Raw genomic sequence first — 18,758 nt, forward strand, 5'->3', positions numbered from 1 at the left:
CCACAAGTCATCCGCTAATTTTTCAACATTAGTCGGTTCGGTCCTCCAGTTGATGTTACTCAACCTTCAACCTGCCCATGGCTMGTTGCCACAATGAGTAAAGCAGATGACACTTTTTTGCTAAAACCTAACTTTGATAGAGAAAACATAAATCTACTTTTCCTTAAGAATTAAATACTTTACCAGCCCAGCGAACTAAGCCACTAGTAACACTGCCGAAATGGTCGCCAACTACAATTTCCGCCTGAGTAAATTGATCCGCAATACATTGATGAATTACCGGACTTTTAGCCGTGCCGCCAGTGACATAAACCACATCAGGCATTTCCCCTGCCGACTCAACTGCTTGCTGCATTATGGTGACGAGTTTGGCGATAGGCTGGTCAACGGCTATTTCGAAATCAGTTTGCGTTACAGCAACTGAAAATTGAGACTCAATAAATGATAAATCGGCATTAAACTCAGCCTCAGTTGATAAACCAATTTTAGATTGCTCAGCTTGACGCACAAACTGGTAACTCATTTGATGCTGTCTTAATGACTTTAGACGGGTTAATAACGCTGGCTTTAACGAGTCTTTGATTAGCTCATCAATTAACTTTGCCGTTGATAATGAATTGAAATCACGTTGAGCACTAATATCATTTACCGCCACGCCATTCCAAAACGGTTGCCTTGGAACCGTCAAGTTGGTTTTGAGTTGTGAGCCTAAGCCTAAATGCGGCATAAAACAGTTCATCGCCACGGCAATATCTAAATCATTACCGCCAACGCGCTGGCCACTATGACCGAGTACATCGTCACTACGATCAGTTTTGTGTTGTAAATCTGGCCCCATTTTAACCATCGAGCAATCTGTGGTACCACCGCCAACATCCACCACCAGAACGGTTTGATTGCGAGTCATGGTAGATTCGAAATCCATAGCAGCGGCCATTGGTTCAAACAAAAAGCTCACTTGTTTAAACCCTGCTCGTTTCGCTGCAGTTTCTAATATAGCTTGTGCTTGCTGATTACTTAATTCGCCACCGATACCCTGAAAGTTTACTGGACGCCCAATAACAGCTTGAGTGATTGGCTCATCAATAATTTTGTTAGCGCGGGACATCACCTCTAACATCATCAAGGTAACAATATCTTCAAATAGAGCCACTTGTTCAGGTCGTAATCCACTGGCTCCTAAAAACGATTTTGGCGACCGGACATAAAAACCTTCATCGGGTAAGTCTAAATACGCTTCAATGGCTTCAGGGCCAACAAACACAACCTGTTCATCTGGGTAAATATCTAAATCGTGGCGAACCATTCTGGCGCGGCTTAATTGTGCAGAGCGTAACTTGCCATATTCGACTTTAAATTCTGGGGCTATACGTTGGTAAACAGCCTCGGCAATTAACTCTCTGTCCAGTGCATAAAGAGTGGATGATAAGAAATTACTATCGCCATTGATCGGAATTAATCTAACTTCACCATTTTTTTCAATACCAACTGAACAATTAGCACTACCGTAATCAAACCCAATAAACATCACTTACCACTCAAAAATTCAAATCAATGCTCAAAATAACACAAGCTTAAATGTGGATCTTATAAAGTTTAGCGTTAACTGTTGTTTAGCGGACAATTTCATCAGAAGGTTTAATTTGCTTAATCAAATTGTTGCGCTTTTGAGTTTGCAGAAAACAGAGTTCGACTCAATAAAATCACAAAAATGTCATATTACTGCAGTAAAATACATTTCGAATTTTGTTCATATTAAACAGTTAATTACCAATATCCACCCTATAGTATCATTTTCATACTACCTATTTAGTGATAGTGTGAGAATCACACTAGATTGCTTTGCAGGAGCAAATTGTGACTGAATCCCGTCATCTTAAATTCATCGATAAAGAACTCTCTTGGTTGTCATTTAACGAACGGGTATTACAAGAAGCTTATGATGCTTCAGTGCCGTTAATTGAGCGAGTGAGATTTTTAGGTATTTTTTCCAGTAATATGGATGAATTCTTTCAGGTCAGAGTCGCCGCTGTGAGACGAGCAATATTGGTCTCAGGGATCAGTGCAAAGCAGCTTCAATATCAACAATTGATGACAAAGATCCAGGATAAAGTTTTAGATTTACAAGATAAGTTTGATCAAATTTATCCTGTTTTAATGAAGGAGCTCGCTCGTTGTAATATCTTTTTAATTAACGAAACTCAATTGAGTGAATTCCACAGTGCGTGGTTAAAAAAATATTTTAAAAACCAGCTAAAACGTCATATTGCCCCACATATTATCACTGAAGATAGCGACTTAGTGCAGCACTTAGTCGATGGCACGACTTATCTTGTGGCTAACCTACAAAGCGGTGATAAAAAAGAATATGCACTTGTTGAAGTACCTAATAAAAACGTACCGCGTTTTTTAGAACTGCCGACTGAAAAAACATCTAAGATTAAGCATTTAATATTACTCGATAATATTATTCGCCACTGCATAGACGATTTATTTAGACCATTTTTTGAGTTTGACACCATCCAAGTTTTCTCAATGAAAATGACCCGTGATGCGGATTACAATATCAGTAACGAGTTAGAGCAAACCACCCTTGAACGGATGACAAAAGGTATTCAAAAACGGTTAAATGCTCAGCCAGTTAGATTGGTATATGACCGTAATATGCCTGAAGAAATGTTAGAGATGCTGAAGTCTCACTTGCATATCAGCTCAACAGAATGCTTAGTCCCAGGCGGTCGTTATCACAGCTTTAAAGATTTCATCGACTTTCCTAACCCGAGTCGTAAAAAGCTTGTCAACGAGAAACTTCACCCTATTGATAGTTCACAGTTTTTAGCATTTGATAACAGTTTTGATGCCATTAGGCATAAAGATATTATGCTCAATTATCCTTATCATAAGTTCTCGCATTTTACTGAATTAGTCAGACAAGCCGCATACGATCCTGCTGTTAAGTTTATTAAAATTAACCTGTATCGAGTGGCTAAAAAAAGTCACATTATGCAGTCCCTTATTGATGCTGTAAAAAATGGTAAACGAGTCACAGCGGTCATTGAACTCAGAGCCCGTTTTGATGAAGAATCTAATATTAACTGGACGCGCCGTTTAGCCGAAGCTGGCGTTAAAGTTCATCATGGGATCCCAAGCTTAAAAGTCCATTCAAAGCTATGTTTAATTGGTCGTAAAGAACAAGGTGAGACTCAATATTACTGCCATATCGGCTCAGGTAACTTTAACGAAGGCACAGCACGTTTTTACACCGACTTTTCGCTATTTACTGCTAATCAAGATATCGCTGGTGAAGTGAAGCAAGTATTTGACTTAATTGAGCGACCTTATCGAAAAGATGAATTTAACCATTTAATCGTTTCCCCTTATAACTCGCGAGTTAAGTTTTTAGGCTTAATCGACGATGAAATTAAACAGGCACAACAAAAAAAACCTGCCAGTATTCAGCTTAAGCTGAATAACTTGGTAGATGATGTGATGATCAACAAGCTATACGAAGCATCAAATGCTGGCGTTAAAATTACTATGCTTATTCGCGGTATGTGCAGCCTAATCCCACAAATTCCTGGCCAAAGTGAAAACATTAAAGTTTATAGTATTATTGACCGCTATTTAGAGCATTCACGGGTCATGCTGTTTCATGCTGCTGGTGAAGAGAAACTGTTTATTGGTTCATCCGATTGGATGACCCGTAATATCGACGAACGCATTGAAGTATCAACTCCAGTTTATGAAAAACAGTTAAAACAAATGGTTATTGCTATACTTTCATTACAATTTAAAGATAATACAAAGTCTAGGGTCATTAACCAGCAACAAGATAACCGTTATCACCCTAGAGGTAATAAGCGTAAACTTCGTAGTCAAGTGGCCATTCATCAATATCTCAATGGTTATGAAAAGAAAGTGAACAATGCGCTTGCCAATAAAAATAACAACAAAAAACCGCAAGATTTACCACAAGAGGCTTAGATTTGGCTGATGTTATTGCAGAAGACTCGCAACATTTTGTCGCTATCGACATGGGGTCTAATAGTTTCCATTTAGTCATAGCCCGCGAACAAGACGGGCTGTTACAGGTATTGCATAAAGAAAAGCGCCAAGTTCAACTGGCCAAATATTTAGACAGTCAAAATGTACTTGGCGAGACAGCAATAGAAAACGGCGTCCAATGTCTTAAAGATTTTAGTCAACGCTTTTCAAACCTTGCCAAAACCCAAGTCAGAATCGTGGCGACACATACTTTACGTGTCGCTAAAAACCGTCAATCATTTTTAACCGCAGCCCGTAAAGTACTGCCCTACCCAATTAATGTGGTCTCAGGGCATGAAGAAGCACGTTTAATCTATACCGGTATTGCTCATAGCCAAGTGCTGGAGAAGAAAAATATCGTCATCGACATTGGCGGCGGATCTACTGAAGTTATTGTCGGCAATGAAAAGCGCGCTAAACATTTAGCTAGCTTAAAATGTGGTTGTGTCAGCTATAACAAACGTTTTTTTGCTAATGGCCTTTTATCAAAAGAGGCTTTTAAACACGCAATTCAAGCGGCAGATAAACAGTTTTCAGGCTTAAGCCAAGTGTATTTTAATCAAGATTGGTCTCTTGTATTAGGCAGCTCAGGCTCAGCTAAAGCGATTACACAAGCCATTAGTGAGATCACAGATAATGGTGAAGGCATAACCAGTAAAAACCTGCTTATTTTGAAAAAATACCTTATCAATATTGGCAGCATCGAAAAGCTAGAGTTCGAGCAGCTAGATGAAAGAAGGATCCCTTTACTCGCAGCAGGACTAGCTATTTTAATCAGTTTTTTTAGACAGTTAGAAATTAAGCATTTACAAGCTGCAAAAGGTGCTCTGCGTGAAGGTGTCCTTTATGAGCTTGCTAAGATTGAACAACAAGATGATATAAGACAACGAACATTAACCAGTTTGGCTCAGCTTTATCATACTGATGCAAACCAAGCGAATAAGGTCACTCAAACGGCCTTAGCTCTGTTTGAACAAGTTAATAAGCCATGGGGATTAGCAGATTATCGCTGGTTACTCGAAGGCGCCTGTCAGCTTCATGAAATCGGCATATCCATCAACTCTAAGTCTCACCACAAGCACGGTAGCTATATATTAGAAAACAGCGACTTACCTGGCTTTAACCAACAACAGCAGCAAATGCTATCGCTACTGGTGGGCAATCATCGCAAGAAACTGAATTATCTATCAATCACCATCGCAGACGATAGCCAGCGCCAAGCGTTCACTCGCTTATTAACCATACTGCGATTAGCTGTACTGTTTAACTTAGGCCGAACGTCTAATAATGACCAACAAATCACAGTTAAAGCCCAGCAGGCTGAATTTATGGTCAAATTGCCACAAACAAAACGTCAACAACAATCAAAGCATAACGATTTGTTGCTACAGGATTTAGATGCCGAACAAAAGAAGCTAGCGACTATAGGTATTAATTTGAGTTTTAAATAAGCTCGGGTTTAAAATCTTTGAATCTTGAGTTTAATATATGAAATAAAACAAGGACGTTTTATGAATAGATAAAACAAACTATAGCCTTGATGTTTAGACTGATGTTTAGACTGATCTTTAGAGTCAAGCTTGGAATCATAGGGCTTTAATCGCTGCTTTGATGCAAAAAATAGTATGGATTCAATATATAGTGCAATCTACGGTTCAATATATGGTGCAAAGTGCGATGCTAAGAACGGTGCAATGATTGTTAAATTCTGCTTTTAACACAATATACTCAGTTAATCTTCTATAAACCCTCCCCAAAATGAGGCAAGCTCTTTTACCCCCTTCCCCACTATGGAGCAACTTTTAGTGTTTAAAGTCTAAAAGCCAATATGAGATGCGTTTTTGTTATTGGAACACATCTTGCTTTTAAGAAAGTAATAATGGTTATAGGGACTTAACGATGAACGCGATGTTTATGCCTGTTAACTTAATAGTTAACGCACTAGGTTTTAAAGGAAGCTGTATTTTAACGATTTTAATTTACTCATTTGTTGTTTTCACAAGCACCATTAGTCATCATATTGTTTTCATCTCTCATGCGATTTTTTTGTATTTATTTATTGGGTTTCTTTATGTCATTAACGAACAATTAGAACAAATTAAAGCCGTCGTCAGCGATATAAATACCCATCAATTTGACCATCGAGATATTCATTTTAGCAATCAAATTCAATCCCCCCTTACAGATACCTTATTAAAAACTTACCGAGAATTATCCCGAGTTAATATTCACCATCAACAAAGAAATCAAGAAGTCGAATATTCTGCCGTACAGGTCATTGAAACATCAGCAAAAGTGAAAGATAACGTACAGTCGCAATCTGATGCGACTAACGCTACTGCAGCAGCAATTACTCAAATGAGTCAGTCTTTAGCTGAAGTGAATAATGAAATATCAAACACCCATAAGTCGTCCTGCCACGCTGCTGAAATTGCCCTTCAAGGTCAGAACGCTTTGAAGTCGCTACATGAAGCGGTAGCAGATGTCAGTGAAAAAGCAGATAAAACACAACAGCGAATGGTGTCATTAAATAAACTGGTCACTAACGTAGAAAGTATTACCGAGTCCATTGCTCACATTTCACAACAAACTAATTTATTAGCTTTAAATGCATCTATAGAGGCAGCTCGTGCAGGTGAGTTTGGTCGTGGTTTTGCAGTTGTTGCTGAAGAAGTAAGAGCATTGGCAGAGCGGACACAATGCTCTACCGAACACATAGTCACTAATATAAATGAGGTTCTCAAAGAAAGTGGCGAAATCGTCATCACCATGGCGGGAGTGGTGGAGCAGGCAAACCTTTGTATAGGTAATGTAACAGAAGTAGATGATGCCTTTGACGATATAAAACAAGCCACTGAACAGGTTAAATATCAAATGGAAATAGTCAGCGGCGTCGCAACGCAACAAGCCGCTGCCACCAATGAGATCTCCATGCATATTGAAAAAGTTGTTATTGGCGCGCGTGCCAATGCTGAGGTCGCATTACAATCAGAATTAGTCGCTAATCATCTAAGAGAATTAACTCAGGCTAGGGCCTGTTGATCTTTGCTGGTTAAGTTTTGTTCGAAATAAAAGCGTTTTAATCGAGGCGGATGAGTTGATGCCTAGTCATCTAAGCGAAATTCATCCAACAAAGAGTAAAACGCTTTTAGTCGAACCCTTTGGGCAGGGTTTGTTGTCCATTTTTACTGCGTTATCGACTTTTTATGTAGAATAACTACACCACAAAGTCTCTGCCTTGTATAAATGGCCAACAATTCGCTGCAAAAACAACCTTGAAAGATTAACAGACCCTAATCAATAGAAGGATAAATTGATATGGAAGTTTTCGTGATATCGAGTATTACATTGGTACTTATGATGATTATTTTTCTCAAGATTAGAAAGTCTAACAGCACCAAGAAAAAACAAAAAAATGGCTTGCAATATATACAGTTATTAAAAAATATTATAACCCTAGTTCAGCAGCACCGTGGTATATCAGCCGCTAAGTTGAATGGTGATACCACCACCCAGGAAAAGTTATTGATACTCAATCGAAAGATTGTTGCGCAAGCTCAACAATTAAAGGTGCCATTACTCCATCAAAATGAGCGTTGGCTTTCGTTCACCGACCATTGGTCAAGACTCACGGTGCAAGGCAAAAATATGTCGGTAGCTAACAGCTTTGAGCAGCATACTGTCATGATAAAAAACCTTTGTTATTTACTCGAAGATATAGCAGAAGAGTGCTACCTCACCGCAGACCATTTACCCACTTTAAATCATATTGGCTTTGTATGGCGAGAGCTAGTATTGGCCACTGAAAGTATTGGTCAATCAAGGGCGCTTGGAACTGGGATTGCAGTAAAAAAAGCTTGCTCGAGTGTTGAAAAAATACGGTTGAATTTCCTCATAACAACCATGTCTGATACTACAGATAACACATTTAAACAGCTTTCATGCTTACCCGAAGAACAGAAAAATCACCAAAAATTAATAGAGTACGCGACAGAAAATGTGACAACACTTATTACGATGATTGAAAATGATTTGATTAAAGTTGATAAAGTATCAGTCGACAATAATCACTACTTTAATTTAGCAAGCGACGCTATCGATAAAATGAATGCCATTTTTGAGCATCAAGTAAAACAATTACATACCGCACTATCATAAGCCTACAAGCTTAATAAAGTTTTTTGGCGTTTATACAATTTGTATTTTTACTTTATAGATCAAAATTTAAACCACAGTATAAATGTTGTTGAGACAAGGCTTGTTAACTGACCAGAATCGCATTTCAATATCAGAACTGCTCATCTCAATATCAGAGTTACACTTCTCAATATCAGAGTTGCATTTAAAAACGTACACACTAATAAATAGTATGTACGTTTTCACAATTCAGTTTCAAATTTCGCACTAAGCTCAGTTTCAAATTTCGCACTAAGCTCAGTTTCAAATTTCGCACTATGCTCAAGATGAAATTCAGCCTAAGCTCTGTCTAACTAACTTTCGTTTTGTGCTTGTTTTAGTGACTCTTTATCTTTACGGCGCTGCGCAATCACTTGCTTTACTTCGCTACCAATGTGCGCTTCACCACGTTGTTTTGCTAGCTGAACTTGACGTTCACGTTCGATAAAGCGTTGGCGCTGCTCATCAGAAATTTTATCGATACAGTGCGGGCAACTTACACCTTGTACATATGCTTCTGTCTGCATTTCTTCTTGAGTAATAGGCATACGGCAAGCATTACATTGATCGTAAATACCTTTTTCAAGCTGATGATTCACTGCGACGCGGTTATCAAACACAAAGCACTCACCTTCCCACATGCTTTGTTCAGGCTTTACTTCTTCAAGGTACTTTAAAATGCCGCCTTCAAGATGATAAACATCTTCAAAGCCTTGCTCTTTTAGATAAGCTGTCGATTTTTCGCAGCGAATACCACCGGTACAAAACATTGCCACTTTTTTGTGTTTTGCAGGGTCTAGGTTTTCTTTGACGTAATCAGGAAACTCTCGAAATGTTTCTGTTACTGGGTTAACGGCATCTTTAAAGGTACCAATTTTGACTTCGTAATCGTTACGCGTATCAACCAATAATACTTCAGGGTCGGAAATAAGTGCATTCCAATCCTTTGGTTTAACGTATGTACCAACGACTTCACGAGGGTCTATCCCCTCTACACCCATGGTCACAATTTCTTTTTTAAGTTTTACCTTAGTGCGATAAAAAGGCATGTCTACATCAAACGAAAACTTACACACAATGTCGGCTAAGCCTTCTTGAGTCGCTAACCATTGCAATAAACCATCAATGGCTTGCTGACTGCCTGCTACAGTGCCATTAATGCCTTCTTTAGCAAGTAATAAGGTACCTCTGATTTCAGCATCTTCCATGTGCGCTAGCAATGGGGCTCTAATGGTTTCGAAATGAGGTAAAGCGACAAATTTGTATAACGCACAAACAACAACTTGTGACATGGGGTTCTCCGCTAGCTGAAACTTAACTTCCAGTGCATTTAGTTAAAAAATATTCTGATAACGGCCTCAATTCATTAAGAGCACCAAGCTTGAGTTCTTAGCAAAAGCTTTTAGCGAGACTGGTATCAAATAAAGGCGCAGAATTGTACCTTAATCACAGTCTTCACGGCAATTCAATTTGAGCTTGATCACATTAAGCAGTCTCTCGTTAGTTATTTACCACTAACAATCCTTTGATGAACACATTAGAATGGCACCTATATTGATTTAATTATTAAACAAAATTCACCTTATGATCCTATATAGCTTTAGACGTTGCCCATACGCCATGAGAGCCCGGTTAGGCCTACATTTGTCTTCGTTAAACCCTGATGTGCGCGAAATTATCCTTAAAAATAAGCCTGCCCAAATGTTGGAAACATCCCCTAAAGGTACCGTGCCTGTATTAGTGGTCAATCCGCAAAATGAAAACCCAATCAACAGCAATAATTCGAGTGAGCAAGTATTGGAAGAAAGTTTAGATATTTTTAATTTCGCGCTAAAGCAATATCCAGCTTCTCATTACGAATATTTATGCAAACAAGATTATCAAGTATTGATTGATTCTTTAGATAATAGTGAAGCACGCGCATTGATTGAAAAAAACGATTCTGAGTTTAAATCTTGGTTAGATAAATATAAATATGCCGATAGGCACCTTGAATATAGTGAAGAATATTACCGAGAAAAAGCATGCAAATTCATTGCACTACTTGAAAGTAAGTTAGCTCAATCACTACATTTATTTGCTGATTCACCCAGCTATGCAGACTTTGCCATTTTTCCGTTTGTCAGACAGTTCGCCCACGTTAATAAAAGCTGGTTTGAAAAAAGTCCCTACCCAAGAGTTAGGCTGTGGCTTGCAAAACATATTGAAAGCAATTTATTTCAAGCAGTTATGTGTAAATACCCATTATGGCTGGATAATATTGAGCTACAAACTAAGTTAAAGTGATCAGATTAGTTAAGCAGGTGCTTAATTAATAAGCGTAGATTCACACTTTTGTATAAATATTCAATAAAACCATTGAATTAATAAGTGTAATTGAAGTATGTTACGTCAACTATAAGATGGATTTTTTATTGTTTTTACTGCTAAATTCCAAAATGAGATTAAGCTTAATTAAGCCTCTTTGCAGTAATCAAGGATGTAGACATGGAACAAATGGATTTGGTGATGTTACTAATACTGTTATTAAGTATTTTACATATCATGTTTTGTCATCGGGCAATAACAACGGCTGCCCATATCAATAATGTACGAAGATATTTATGGGGAACAATTAGCCTGTTTTTTGGGCCTTTGGGATACTATATTTATCAAAACTTATTGCCTCTGGACTCATTAGACCCAAGTGAGTAAATAAGTTTAATTTTTAAGGTACATAAACAATACCGACGCTGCTAACCTTTGCAGCGTCATATTTACAGTTTCAATTAACCTCAGTAAACCTCAGCATCATTCACCGCTAATAATTTACCGCTCATAACTAACCGCTCATAACTTAAAGAAAACGGGCAAACTGACGTCCTGGCTTTAAAGGTTTCACTGGCGCTTTAACTGCTGGAGTTCCTACGTATAAAAAGCCAACAATTTGTTCATCCTCTGCTAAGCCTAAGCCTTTATTCACTTCTTGATTAAAAGCAAAGTCACCAGTACGCCAAACAGCCCCAAGACCAATAGAAAACGCGGCTTGTTGCATCGCCATTGTAGCGCAACCTGCTGCAATTTGTTGCTCAAGCAAAGGCACTTTAGGGTGTTGTTGATGCTTAGTGGCAATAGTGATTACCATTGGCGCCCGATGTGGCATTCCTTTAGCTTTGGTAATGAAAGCATCATCTGCGCCATTTGAAATAGCGGCTTTTACAAAAAGACCCCCTAACTTATCAAGCCCCTCCCCGGTCGCGATAATGAACTCCCATGGTGTTAGTGCACCGTGATCAGGCACTCTTGCTCCTGCATTAAGAATAAAATCTAGCTGAGATTCTGAAGGTGCTGGCAGGGTTAATCTTGGGGTGGATTGTCTAGTGAGTAATAATTCTGATGCGTCCAATGTAATGTCCTTTTATACCAATCACATTTATTAAGTTCTGACTGATATTAACAAAAATCCCACATAGAAGTGGGATTTTTACGTTATTTATCTTATGACATAAACCGTTTTCGGATAAAATAATCCACACTGGTATAACGTCCACCACCTAGCATTAATAGGGCGAGTAGCATAAATAGGTATGTAATGGCGAATTCAATACCATTATTTAAAATAACAAAATTACCAGAACTCGTCAGCCATTCATAATTACCGTGTTGCTGTAAAATAGACTTGGCTGCAGCCAGCTTTTCAGCTGAAGCAGCAACATTATCATTCGCTAACCAAGAGCTGGCATCTGCTATAGCTAGCCAGCCATTATCAATATGAACTGCAAATGCAGCAACTAACATGGTAAACATCATTGGAATTGCAACCAATCTAGTTGCTAAGCCAATCAGTAATAAGAATCCACCAAACAATTCAGTACCCGCAGCCAATGCCGTCATTACCTCAGGCATAGGTAAACCTAGCCCCCAGTCAGGGTTACCAAACCAAGCAGCCGTATCACTAAAGTGAGATAACTTATTATAGCCTGCCTGCATTAACACAGGCGCGAGGTAAACACGTAATGCTAAAGGAGCTAAACCCTCAATTTGTTTTAAAAAATTTAAAAACTGCTGGTAAAGATTGCTCATATTTATTCCTTAAATACTGTTCATTACGTTACTAGACCAAGCAAAGCGAATAAATCTTTCAAAACGTGTTGATTAGCGCAGGGGTTACTTAATCTCTTTTGAAAGATCACTTAGATCAGTTATTAGCTCGTCCATTTTGTTGGTGAAATGCTGTCTTTGTTTAGGGCTTAAACTGCTGTTGATATCAATGACTAATTGACCAAACAATCTAGAATTCTGATCAACATGCTGCTGGTAAATAGCTGACTTTAATTCATCTGGTGATGTCATCAGTAAGCGCATACGCTTTTCTAATAGCTCAGTGTCAGAGCGCATTTCAATTGCTTGCTGGAACTGTCTTAGCCATTCCAATCGATATTCAAGCCACATATCAAGTGTCGCAATACGTTGCTTATTGTATTTTTTTACGAGTGTTTCTTGCTCGGGGCTTACGCTACCTAACCAGTCATCGATGTTATCTAACACTTTTTCATTTGAATCTTCTAATAATTGTAGCTGAGTTTTACCGGCATACTTTTTATTCAAATCTTTATTATCTTGTGTTAATTGTCCGATCATTTCTTTGACTTGTTCATCAGAAAGGCTTGCAAGAATGGGAAGCAAATCAGGTAAAACAAAGTCAAAAATACGAAACCAATGTGCTTTGGCATCCGTGACTTGTTGCTGCCACAGTTCAGGAGTGACTGTTTGTGTTTCGATGGCATTGGATAATGTTTTCAGTTGTTGACTATATCTGAGCAGCTCATCTTTTTGATGCCATATAAGAAACTTGTCCAGCAGGACATCAAACTGTTTTTGTTGCTGTTTATCAAAAGTTACATACTCCTCAACCCGCCATTCAATGGCCCAATCGAGAAAGAAATAACTAAATTTAGTTGAGCAACCAACTAAAAAAACCACTAGTAATAATGGAACGAATGACTTCTTCAACTGACGTTCTCCTAAACCAAGTGTATTGATTTAGAATAATAGCCTTATGAGATTAAAGATAGGTATTTGTTGAATAAGATAAAATATGAATTTTTTGCGTCAGCGATATCAGTATTAATAACTAAGGCTTTATCAAAAGGTTCAGCTTCTGCTGCCATCATTAATGCCCACGCTGCGCCAAACGCCCAAAAGCAGTTATATATTTGTGGTAAGTACTGAATAGAATTAGGTTTAAGGTTTGGGTGCTTAAATAAGTACTGTTCACTCAGTTCATTAGCTTGTTTATCTGTTAATTGATGTGTGGCTAAAACTGAGGCTAAATCAAACATTGGATGACTTGCTGCGCAATATTCAAAGTCAATACAGTGCAATTTATCTTCATGTAATAATAAATTAAAGGGTGATAAATCACGGTGACAGAACTGAGGTTTGACCAAGCAAGACTCAAGATCTGCAAGCCATGACTCCATGGAAGATTGCAGCTTAGTGAGTTGTTTAAAGCATTCATGCCATTGCAGGGATTGTGAGTGCTTTTTTTGTGACTGACAATTTTGTTGCGGGCTCTTTTTTTGCAAGTTAGTTTGCAGCAGAGAGCTTGATTGCAATAAGGAAAGTTCAGTTAGTGACTCTATATAAACCAGCCATTGCGCCGTTAGGCTAATCTCTTTTGGTGGTAATGCTAAAGTCGAAAGCTGATTTAGCATGTTCAATAATAGGTCGACTGGCTCAAGCTTTGTATGATTGCTATCGATTTTTTGATTTTTATCTTCACTAGGTCTTTGCGGAGTATTAAACCCAAATTCACCATAATTCGATGCCCAATCAATCGGTTGCTGATTTACGTACTCACTTAAATAAAACTGCTTGTTATCACTTTGCCAAATTAGTTTAGGGGCTAACCCAATCGACTCTACTCTTAGCCAGCAAGTGACCTCATTATCTCTATCACACCATTGTTGAATATCTTTATTATCACGAAGCACCCAATCTTGATGGGCCATTTTAAGATGGTAATTGGTGTTACTTAACCCTGCCGATAACTTCTCAATTCCTAGGCACTCTTCAGCTATCACCATCACCAGTTTAGCGGGTAACAGGTTTTTAAATTGTGCAGGTAGCAAAGACCAAGGGTTAAAACGTTTCATGTAATCTTTATTGGCTATTTTTATTCATTGATTTCTCAACATTTATTTCTTTTTATGACTATTGCTTGGCAAGGGATAAGCCTTCATTAAGGTTATCTTGCTGCATCTTTTTACGCCACATAAAGTAGCCACTGACTGCCATAAAGAGATATAGAATCAACAAACCAGAGGTCAGCATAAGTCCTTTTTGAAGGTATAAATAAATAGATAATGAATTAATTACCATCCAATAGTACCAGTTCTCAATTACCTTTTTCGCGACTAAGTAGGTAGTCATTACCGCAAAGCAAGTGGTTAACGCATCCAGGTACGGAAAAGACGCACTTGTCTTTGTTGACATAAAATAGCCAACTAGAAGTGATATCGCTGTGGTTACTGCAATGATGATCAAATGCTTGTTAAGCGACCAGCTGATAATGGGTAACTCTGCAGTTTTAACATTACCAGTCTCTTTTTCATTGCCAGCGCCATTAATACTTGCAGAACCACTAACACTTTCAGGACTATTAACACTTGCAGAACCATTAATACTTGCAGGACCATAACGCCACAACCAAAAGCCATATACGGCCATTGCCATGTAATATACGTTAAGCACTGACTCCATTAATAATGAGACTTTCCAAAACAACACCGTATAAATTGCAGTACTGACAAAAGCTGCAGCCCAGCACCAGATATTGGTCCTCATCGCTAATACTAAGTAAGCAATGGCCAGTATGACTGCAATCGCTTCCCACCCTGTCATGGCTGAAGCTTCTGATATTGCGGTTTGAATAGATTGAAAAATCTCTGCAAGCATATTAATGGTTTCTTTTTAATCAAAAAATAGGTTAACGAATTATCCTAATGGCTTATTGGAACTGGATGATTTTAATCTTCTTACATTATTCGAACGAGTTTGAATAATGTGCTTTGCGAACTACTCAGTATGGGTTAAATCTAATTCACCACCGATAAACTTACACACAAAAACAGCTTTACCCCACTTTTGGTGTGCTGCTTCCATTTCAACGGCAAGCATAGACATCACATCAGCATATTCGCCACAAACTTGGGTTGCCATAGCGTTGGTTTTTCTTTCAATATTTGAATAGCTATCAACTCGGCCAATAAACCATTTAATAGGATCTAAATAGTTTTCGTTAAACGGATACATACTGATTTCAGCGGTTAGTTTCATTAGGATTTCCTTTGTGGATCTTGAATTAAAAATACCGCCATAGTTTAGCAAATAAATAGCAAACCATGACGGTATTTCAGTGTTATATATTGTTAAAACTGTTGTTATTGTTAAAGAAATTATGCTTTATCAATAACCAGTAAACGCTACATAAACTTCACATCAAGTGTAATACCTAACTGACGTGGATCACCAAAACGCACATACTGCTTGTCTGCCCAATCTAAGTCTGGCTCATTACCAAAGTAAAAGCCTCTGACGCCGTATTGCTCATCGAATAAGTTACGACCCCATAAATAAGCTGACCACATTTGCGACTCGTAACCGATACGGGCATTAAATATAGTATATGCATCTGATTTTGACTCGTTGCTATCTGAGTAATAGAAGTCACTTTTACCGCTAGCATTTAAGTTTGTAAACCAACCGGAGTCACTCACATAACTCATACCTGCACTGTAAGTAAAGTTAGGCGCATGAGCTTGGTCACGACCAGTTAAGTCGATGACATTGCCGTATTTATCATTATATTGATAATCACCATATTCAGTTTCTAACCAGCCAACACTGCCATAGAATTGTACGTTATCAGTGGCGTAATATTTAAAATCTGCCTCAGCACCGTAGTTTTTGGCGCTGCCTGCATTCTCTGTATAAAGAATGAAACGTTGTTGATCGTCTGGGTCTTGTTGGGATGCGGACACTTGTTGATTTTGACGGTCCATGTAGAACAGCGCCATATTGGTTGATACAACACCATCTAGCCAAGATGATTTAAGACCTAACTCGTAGTTGTATAAGATTTCGGTATCAAATTCTTTCTTGTCAGCCAGTTCTGGCGGCAAGGTCATGTTAAAGCCACCCGCTTTATAACCTCGTGCAACTCTGAAGTAGGCGTTATGATCTTGATTTAGACTTTTTGAAATAGCTAGATGACCACCCCACATATTTTCAGTTGGGTCGAACTCATCACCATTGCTATCTGAGTATTCACTCTCACGACGTTCTAAACGAACACCTGCAGAGAATACATAACCATCACCAAACTGAGTATCAGTTTGAGCAAAAATGGCATAGTTAGTTGCTTCATATTCTGATTGTAAAACTTCATCTGGCCAGCCGTTGTATTCAGAATACAAATTGTTATCTTCTTTAAGGTTCATGCCATATAAGCCCATTAACCAATCAGTCGAATCATTAAAGATTCTGCCTGCTTCATTTGAGCTAATACGAAATTCTTGAGAAATCGTTTTACGATCGCCCTTTTTATCCCATGTGTAATCATAAACACATGGCTCTGTACCAACCTCAACCCAATTTTCATCATAAGCAGGACATTCTTTTGAAGCCCAGTAATCAGGGTTAGCCCAATCGCCATCGTAATTATGGTGATGATCTGTTTGTGCAAATGAGGTTAATGACGTGAGTTCAAATTTCTCGAACTGAGTAAAAATCGCTTTTAAGCCAACGCCAGTAGTTTTCTGGCTATCAACACCAGGCTCATCTGTTATCGTTTCGAAACCATTATTATCTAACGTCCATGCGTCATAGCCGTTATCAAAATTCGCGTGTAATAAGGTTAAATCAAGTTGAACATCATCAGTTGCATACCAGCGTAATTTGGCTCTAGCTGTAAATTCATCGCGTGCATTAGTGTCTTCACGCTCCAGGTAGGTATTGTCGCGATAACCATTTTGAGAATGCTGTTCTAGAGATACACGGTATAACAATTTACCTGAGTCAGATAAGGGACCAGAACTAAAACCAGAGAAAGTTTGTAAGTCGTCATCACCCATTGACACTTGAGCACCGTGCTCAAACACATCAGTTGGATCATTACTTTTTAAATAAATTAAACCCGCTAAAGCATTAGCACCGTATTGCGTGCCTTGCGGTCCACGTAATACTTCAACTTGTTGCATATCGTACATGCTTGAAACCATGCCGATGCCAGATAAATCAATATCGTCAACAATAAAGCCAACTGAGGAGTTCGGTGCACCTTGATATTCCTCTTGCTCACCAACACCACGAATTTGGAAATATTTAGGGCGAGAGCTGCCGCCAGACCAGTTAAAGTTGGCAATAGAGTTCAACACATCTTCAAAATGTTGAGCGCCTTCGTCTTGTAATTGCTGGCTATCAATAACTGTCACGCTAGAAGGCGCTTTTTCAAGCTCAATGTTGCCAAAATCTGCATTAACAACAATCACTTCCATTTTTTCTTCAGTTTGGGAAACACGCTCAAGATTTTCAGTTTGTGCAACAGCTGAAGAAGACAAAGCAGCTAAAATGGCAATCGCAACGGGCGATTTAGATTTAAATAAAGACATAGGACCTCAAATAATAATTTTGAGATCCGGCAAGCATAGTGAATTAGTGATGTGCATTAGTGACTATTTTGTGTATTCACGCTTGTATAATCGCGCTTTCAAAATATTGTCTTAACGATGAATAATGCAGCCCATTCCTACGCCGGTATTAGCCGGATCAGGTTCTAAGGGTTTGTAATTAAACATCTCAGTTAGCTCATTATTGAGCTAACACCCCTTGGCGAGGCGGATTATAAACGATTCAACTTAAGTACGACACTATTACTGAAAACTTTTCATTAACTATTTGAGTACAAAATTGCATCACACGCGAGTCGCTGTCACTGAGGCATAAAAAAACACCCAAATGAGGGTGTTTTTATTAGCGTAAATTGAACTTTGCTGGTTGATTTTCTTCGGGTTTTAAATAGCCTTGGAAGATCAACAGGCCCTAATCATTTTAAGTTTAATTCGAAAAAGCTTTACGAACATAAACTTCAAATCGTGTTGCATTGGCATTAGGTGCTACGGCCGACACTTGCATCTGCTGCATGCCGTGAAGCTTTAATGATTTCCAGCTTGTTGCTTCATCTTCAATGGTAAATCCACTGACATCATACCAAGTGAATTTATACTGCAGTCGTAAATCAGATCCCACTTTACTAAGTATTAGCGCAGAACCTTGCAATAAATCGCCCTGAGTGCGCACTTTAACTTGTTCAACAGCAACTTCTCTAGCAAAAGAGGAATTATCTATTCGGGTTTCTCCATTTGAACCCGCGGATACGCCTGCAGTGTGATTAGCACATGCAGACATCATTAATACTATCGTTACGACGACTATTGAAAGCTTCATCATTCATCCTCTTGATAATGTAATTGCAATATTGAGCACAGTATAGATTT

The 18,758-nt window shown here is 38.5% G+C and carries 16 protein-coding genes, 1 rRNA gene and 1 riboswitch; of the genes, 6 read left to right on the forward strand and 11 right to left on the reverse strand.

Features of this window, described 5'->3' with window-relative positions; genetic code table 11:
- Both FNZ24_RS14200 and yegD read right to left on the reverse strand, forming a co-directional pair.
- A 23S ribosomal RNA gene (locus tag FNZ24_RS14200) occupies positions 1–85 on the reverse strand; the annotation flags it as partial.
- A gap of 78 nt (positions 86–163) precedes the next feature.
- Entirely contained in the window at positions 164–1,528 is a 1,365-nt protein-coding gene (yegD, locus tag FNZ24_RS14205) for a molecular chaperone (protein ID WP_153915433.1), read from the reverse strand.
- 329 nt (positions 1,529–1,857) lie between these two features.
- Between yegD and ppk1 the strand changes: the two genes are divergently transcribed.
- From ppk1 to FNZ24_RS14225, 4 genes are all read left to right on the forward strand, one after another.
- Positions 1,858–3,984, forward strand: coding sequence for a polyphosphate kinase 1 (gene ppk1, locus FNZ24_RS14210; protein WP_153915381.1), 2,127 nt, complete (start codon positions 1,858–1,860; stop codon positions 3,982–3,984).
- 2 nt (positions 3,985–3,986) lie between these two features.
- Complete coding sequence (locus FNZ24_RS14215) at positions 3,987–5,495, forward strand: Ppx/GppA phosphatase family protein (RefSeq protein WP_228768496.1); 1,509 nt, start codon at positions 3,987–3,989, stop codon at positions 5,493–5,495.
- 448 nt (positions 5,496–5,943) lie between these two features.
- Positions 5,944–7,086, forward strand: a complete 1,143-nt coding sequence (locus FNZ24_RS14220; RefSeq protein WP_153915383.1) for a methyl-accepting chemotaxis protein — start codon at positions 5,944–5,946, stop codon at positions 7,084–7,086.
- 276 nt (positions 7,087–7,362) lie between these two features.
- Positions 7,363–8,202, forward strand: coding sequence for a nitrate- and nitrite sensing domain-containing protein (locus FNZ24_RS14225; RefSeq protein WP_153915385.1), 840 nt, complete (start codon positions 7,363–7,365; stop codon positions 8,200–8,202).
- Between the two features lie 332 nt (positions 8,203–8,534).
- Here the strand turns inward: FNZ24_RS14225 and FNZ24_RS14230 are convergent, their stop codons facing one another.
- Positions 8,535–9,512: a rhodanese-related sulfurtransferase gene (locus tag FNZ24_RS14230; RefSeq protein WP_153915387.1), complete on the reverse strand. Its 978-nt coding sequence runs from the start codon at positions 9,510–9,512 to the stop codon at positions 8,535–8,537.
- A gap of 292 nt (positions 9,513–9,804) precedes the next feature.
- Here FNZ24_RS14230 and FNZ24_RS14235 point away from each other — a divergent pair, with 292 nt between their 5' ends.
- Positions 9,805–10,506 carry a glutathione S-transferase gene (locus FNZ24_RS14235; protein ID WP_153915389.1) on the forward strand — a complete coding sequence of 234 codons (702 nt, stop codon included), beginning with the start codon at positions 9,805–9,807 and terminating at the stop codon, positions 10,504–10,506.
- A gap of 201 nt (positions 10,507–10,707) precedes the next feature.
- Positions 10,708–10,914: a hypothetical protein gene (locus tag FNZ24_RS21725; protein ID WP_153915391.1), complete on the forward strand. Its 207-nt coding sequence runs from the start codon at positions 10,708–10,710 to the stop codon at positions 10,912–10,914.
- Between the two features lie 142 nt (positions 10,915–11,056).
- Here the strand turns inward: FNZ24_RS21725 and FNZ24_RS14245 are convergent, their stop codons facing one another.
- The 8 genes from FNZ24_RS14245 to FNZ24_RS14280 form a co-directional block, all read right to left on the reverse strand.
- The gene (locus tag FNZ24_RS14245) at positions 11,057–11,605 is read right to left on the reverse strand and encodes an NAD(P)H nitroreductase (RefSeq protein WP_153915393.1); all 549 of its coding nucleotides are present in this window, start codon (positions 11,603–11,605) and stop codon (positions 11,057–11,059) included.
- Positions 11,606–11,697: 92 nt separating this feature from the next.
- Entirely contained in the window at positions 11,698–12,282 is a 585-nt protein-coding gene (locus tag FNZ24_RS14250) for a DoxX family protein (protein WP_416384843.1), read from the reverse strand.
- An 84-nt stretch (positions 12,283–12,366) separates the two neighbouring features.
- Positions 12,367–13,212 carry a DUF6279 family lipoprotein gene (locus FNZ24_RS14255; protein WP_153915397.1) on the reverse strand — a complete coding sequence of 282 codons (846 nt, stop codon included), beginning with the start codon at positions 13,210–13,212 and terminating at the stop codon, positions 12,367–12,369.
- A gap of 44 nt (positions 13,213–13,256) precedes the next feature.
- Positions 13,257–14,357 carry a phosphotransferase gene (locus FNZ24_RS14260; protein ID WP_153915399.1) on the reverse strand — a complete coding sequence of 367 codons (1,101 nt, stop codon included), beginning with the start codon at positions 14,355–14,357 and terminating at the stop codon, positions 13,257–13,259.
- 58 nt (positions 14,358–14,415) lie between these two features.
- Positions 14,416–15,159, reverse strand: coding sequence for a nicotinamide riboside transporter PnuC (gene pnuC, locus FNZ24_RS14265; RefSeq protein WP_153915401.1), 744 nt, complete (start codon positions 15,157–15,159; stop codon positions 14,416–14,418).
- 120 nt (positions 15,160–15,279) lie between these two features.
- Positions 15,280–15,540, reverse strand: coding sequence for a YkoF family thiamine/hydroxymethylpyrimidine-binding protein (locus FNZ24_RS14270; RefSeq protein ID WP_153915403.1), 261 nt, complete (start codon positions 15,538–15,540; stop codon positions 15,280–15,282).
- Between the two features lie 146 nt (positions 15,541–15,686).
- On the reverse strand, positions 15,687–17,873 hold the full coding sequence (locus FNZ24_RS14275) for a TonB-dependent receptor (RefSeq protein WP_153915405.1): 2,187 nt from the start codon (positions 17,871–17,873) through the stop codon (positions 15,687–15,689).
- Positions 17,874–17,990: 117 nt separating this feature from the next.
- Positions 17,991–18,101: riboswitch (TPP riboswitch) on the reverse strand.
- Between the two features lie 217 nt (positions 18,102–18,318).
- On the reverse strand, positions 18,319–18,708 hold the full coding sequence (locus FNZ24_RS14280; protein WP_153915407.1) for a YcfL family protein: 390 nt from the start codon (positions 18,706–18,708) through the stop codon (positions 18,319–18,321).
- Positions 18,709–18,758 lie beyond the last annotated feature (50 nt).

This window comes from Shewanella sp. TC10 (genome assembly GCF_009663145.1).
GTDB lineage: Bacteria > Pseudomonadota > Gammaproteobacteria > Enterobacterales > Shewanellaceae > Shewanella.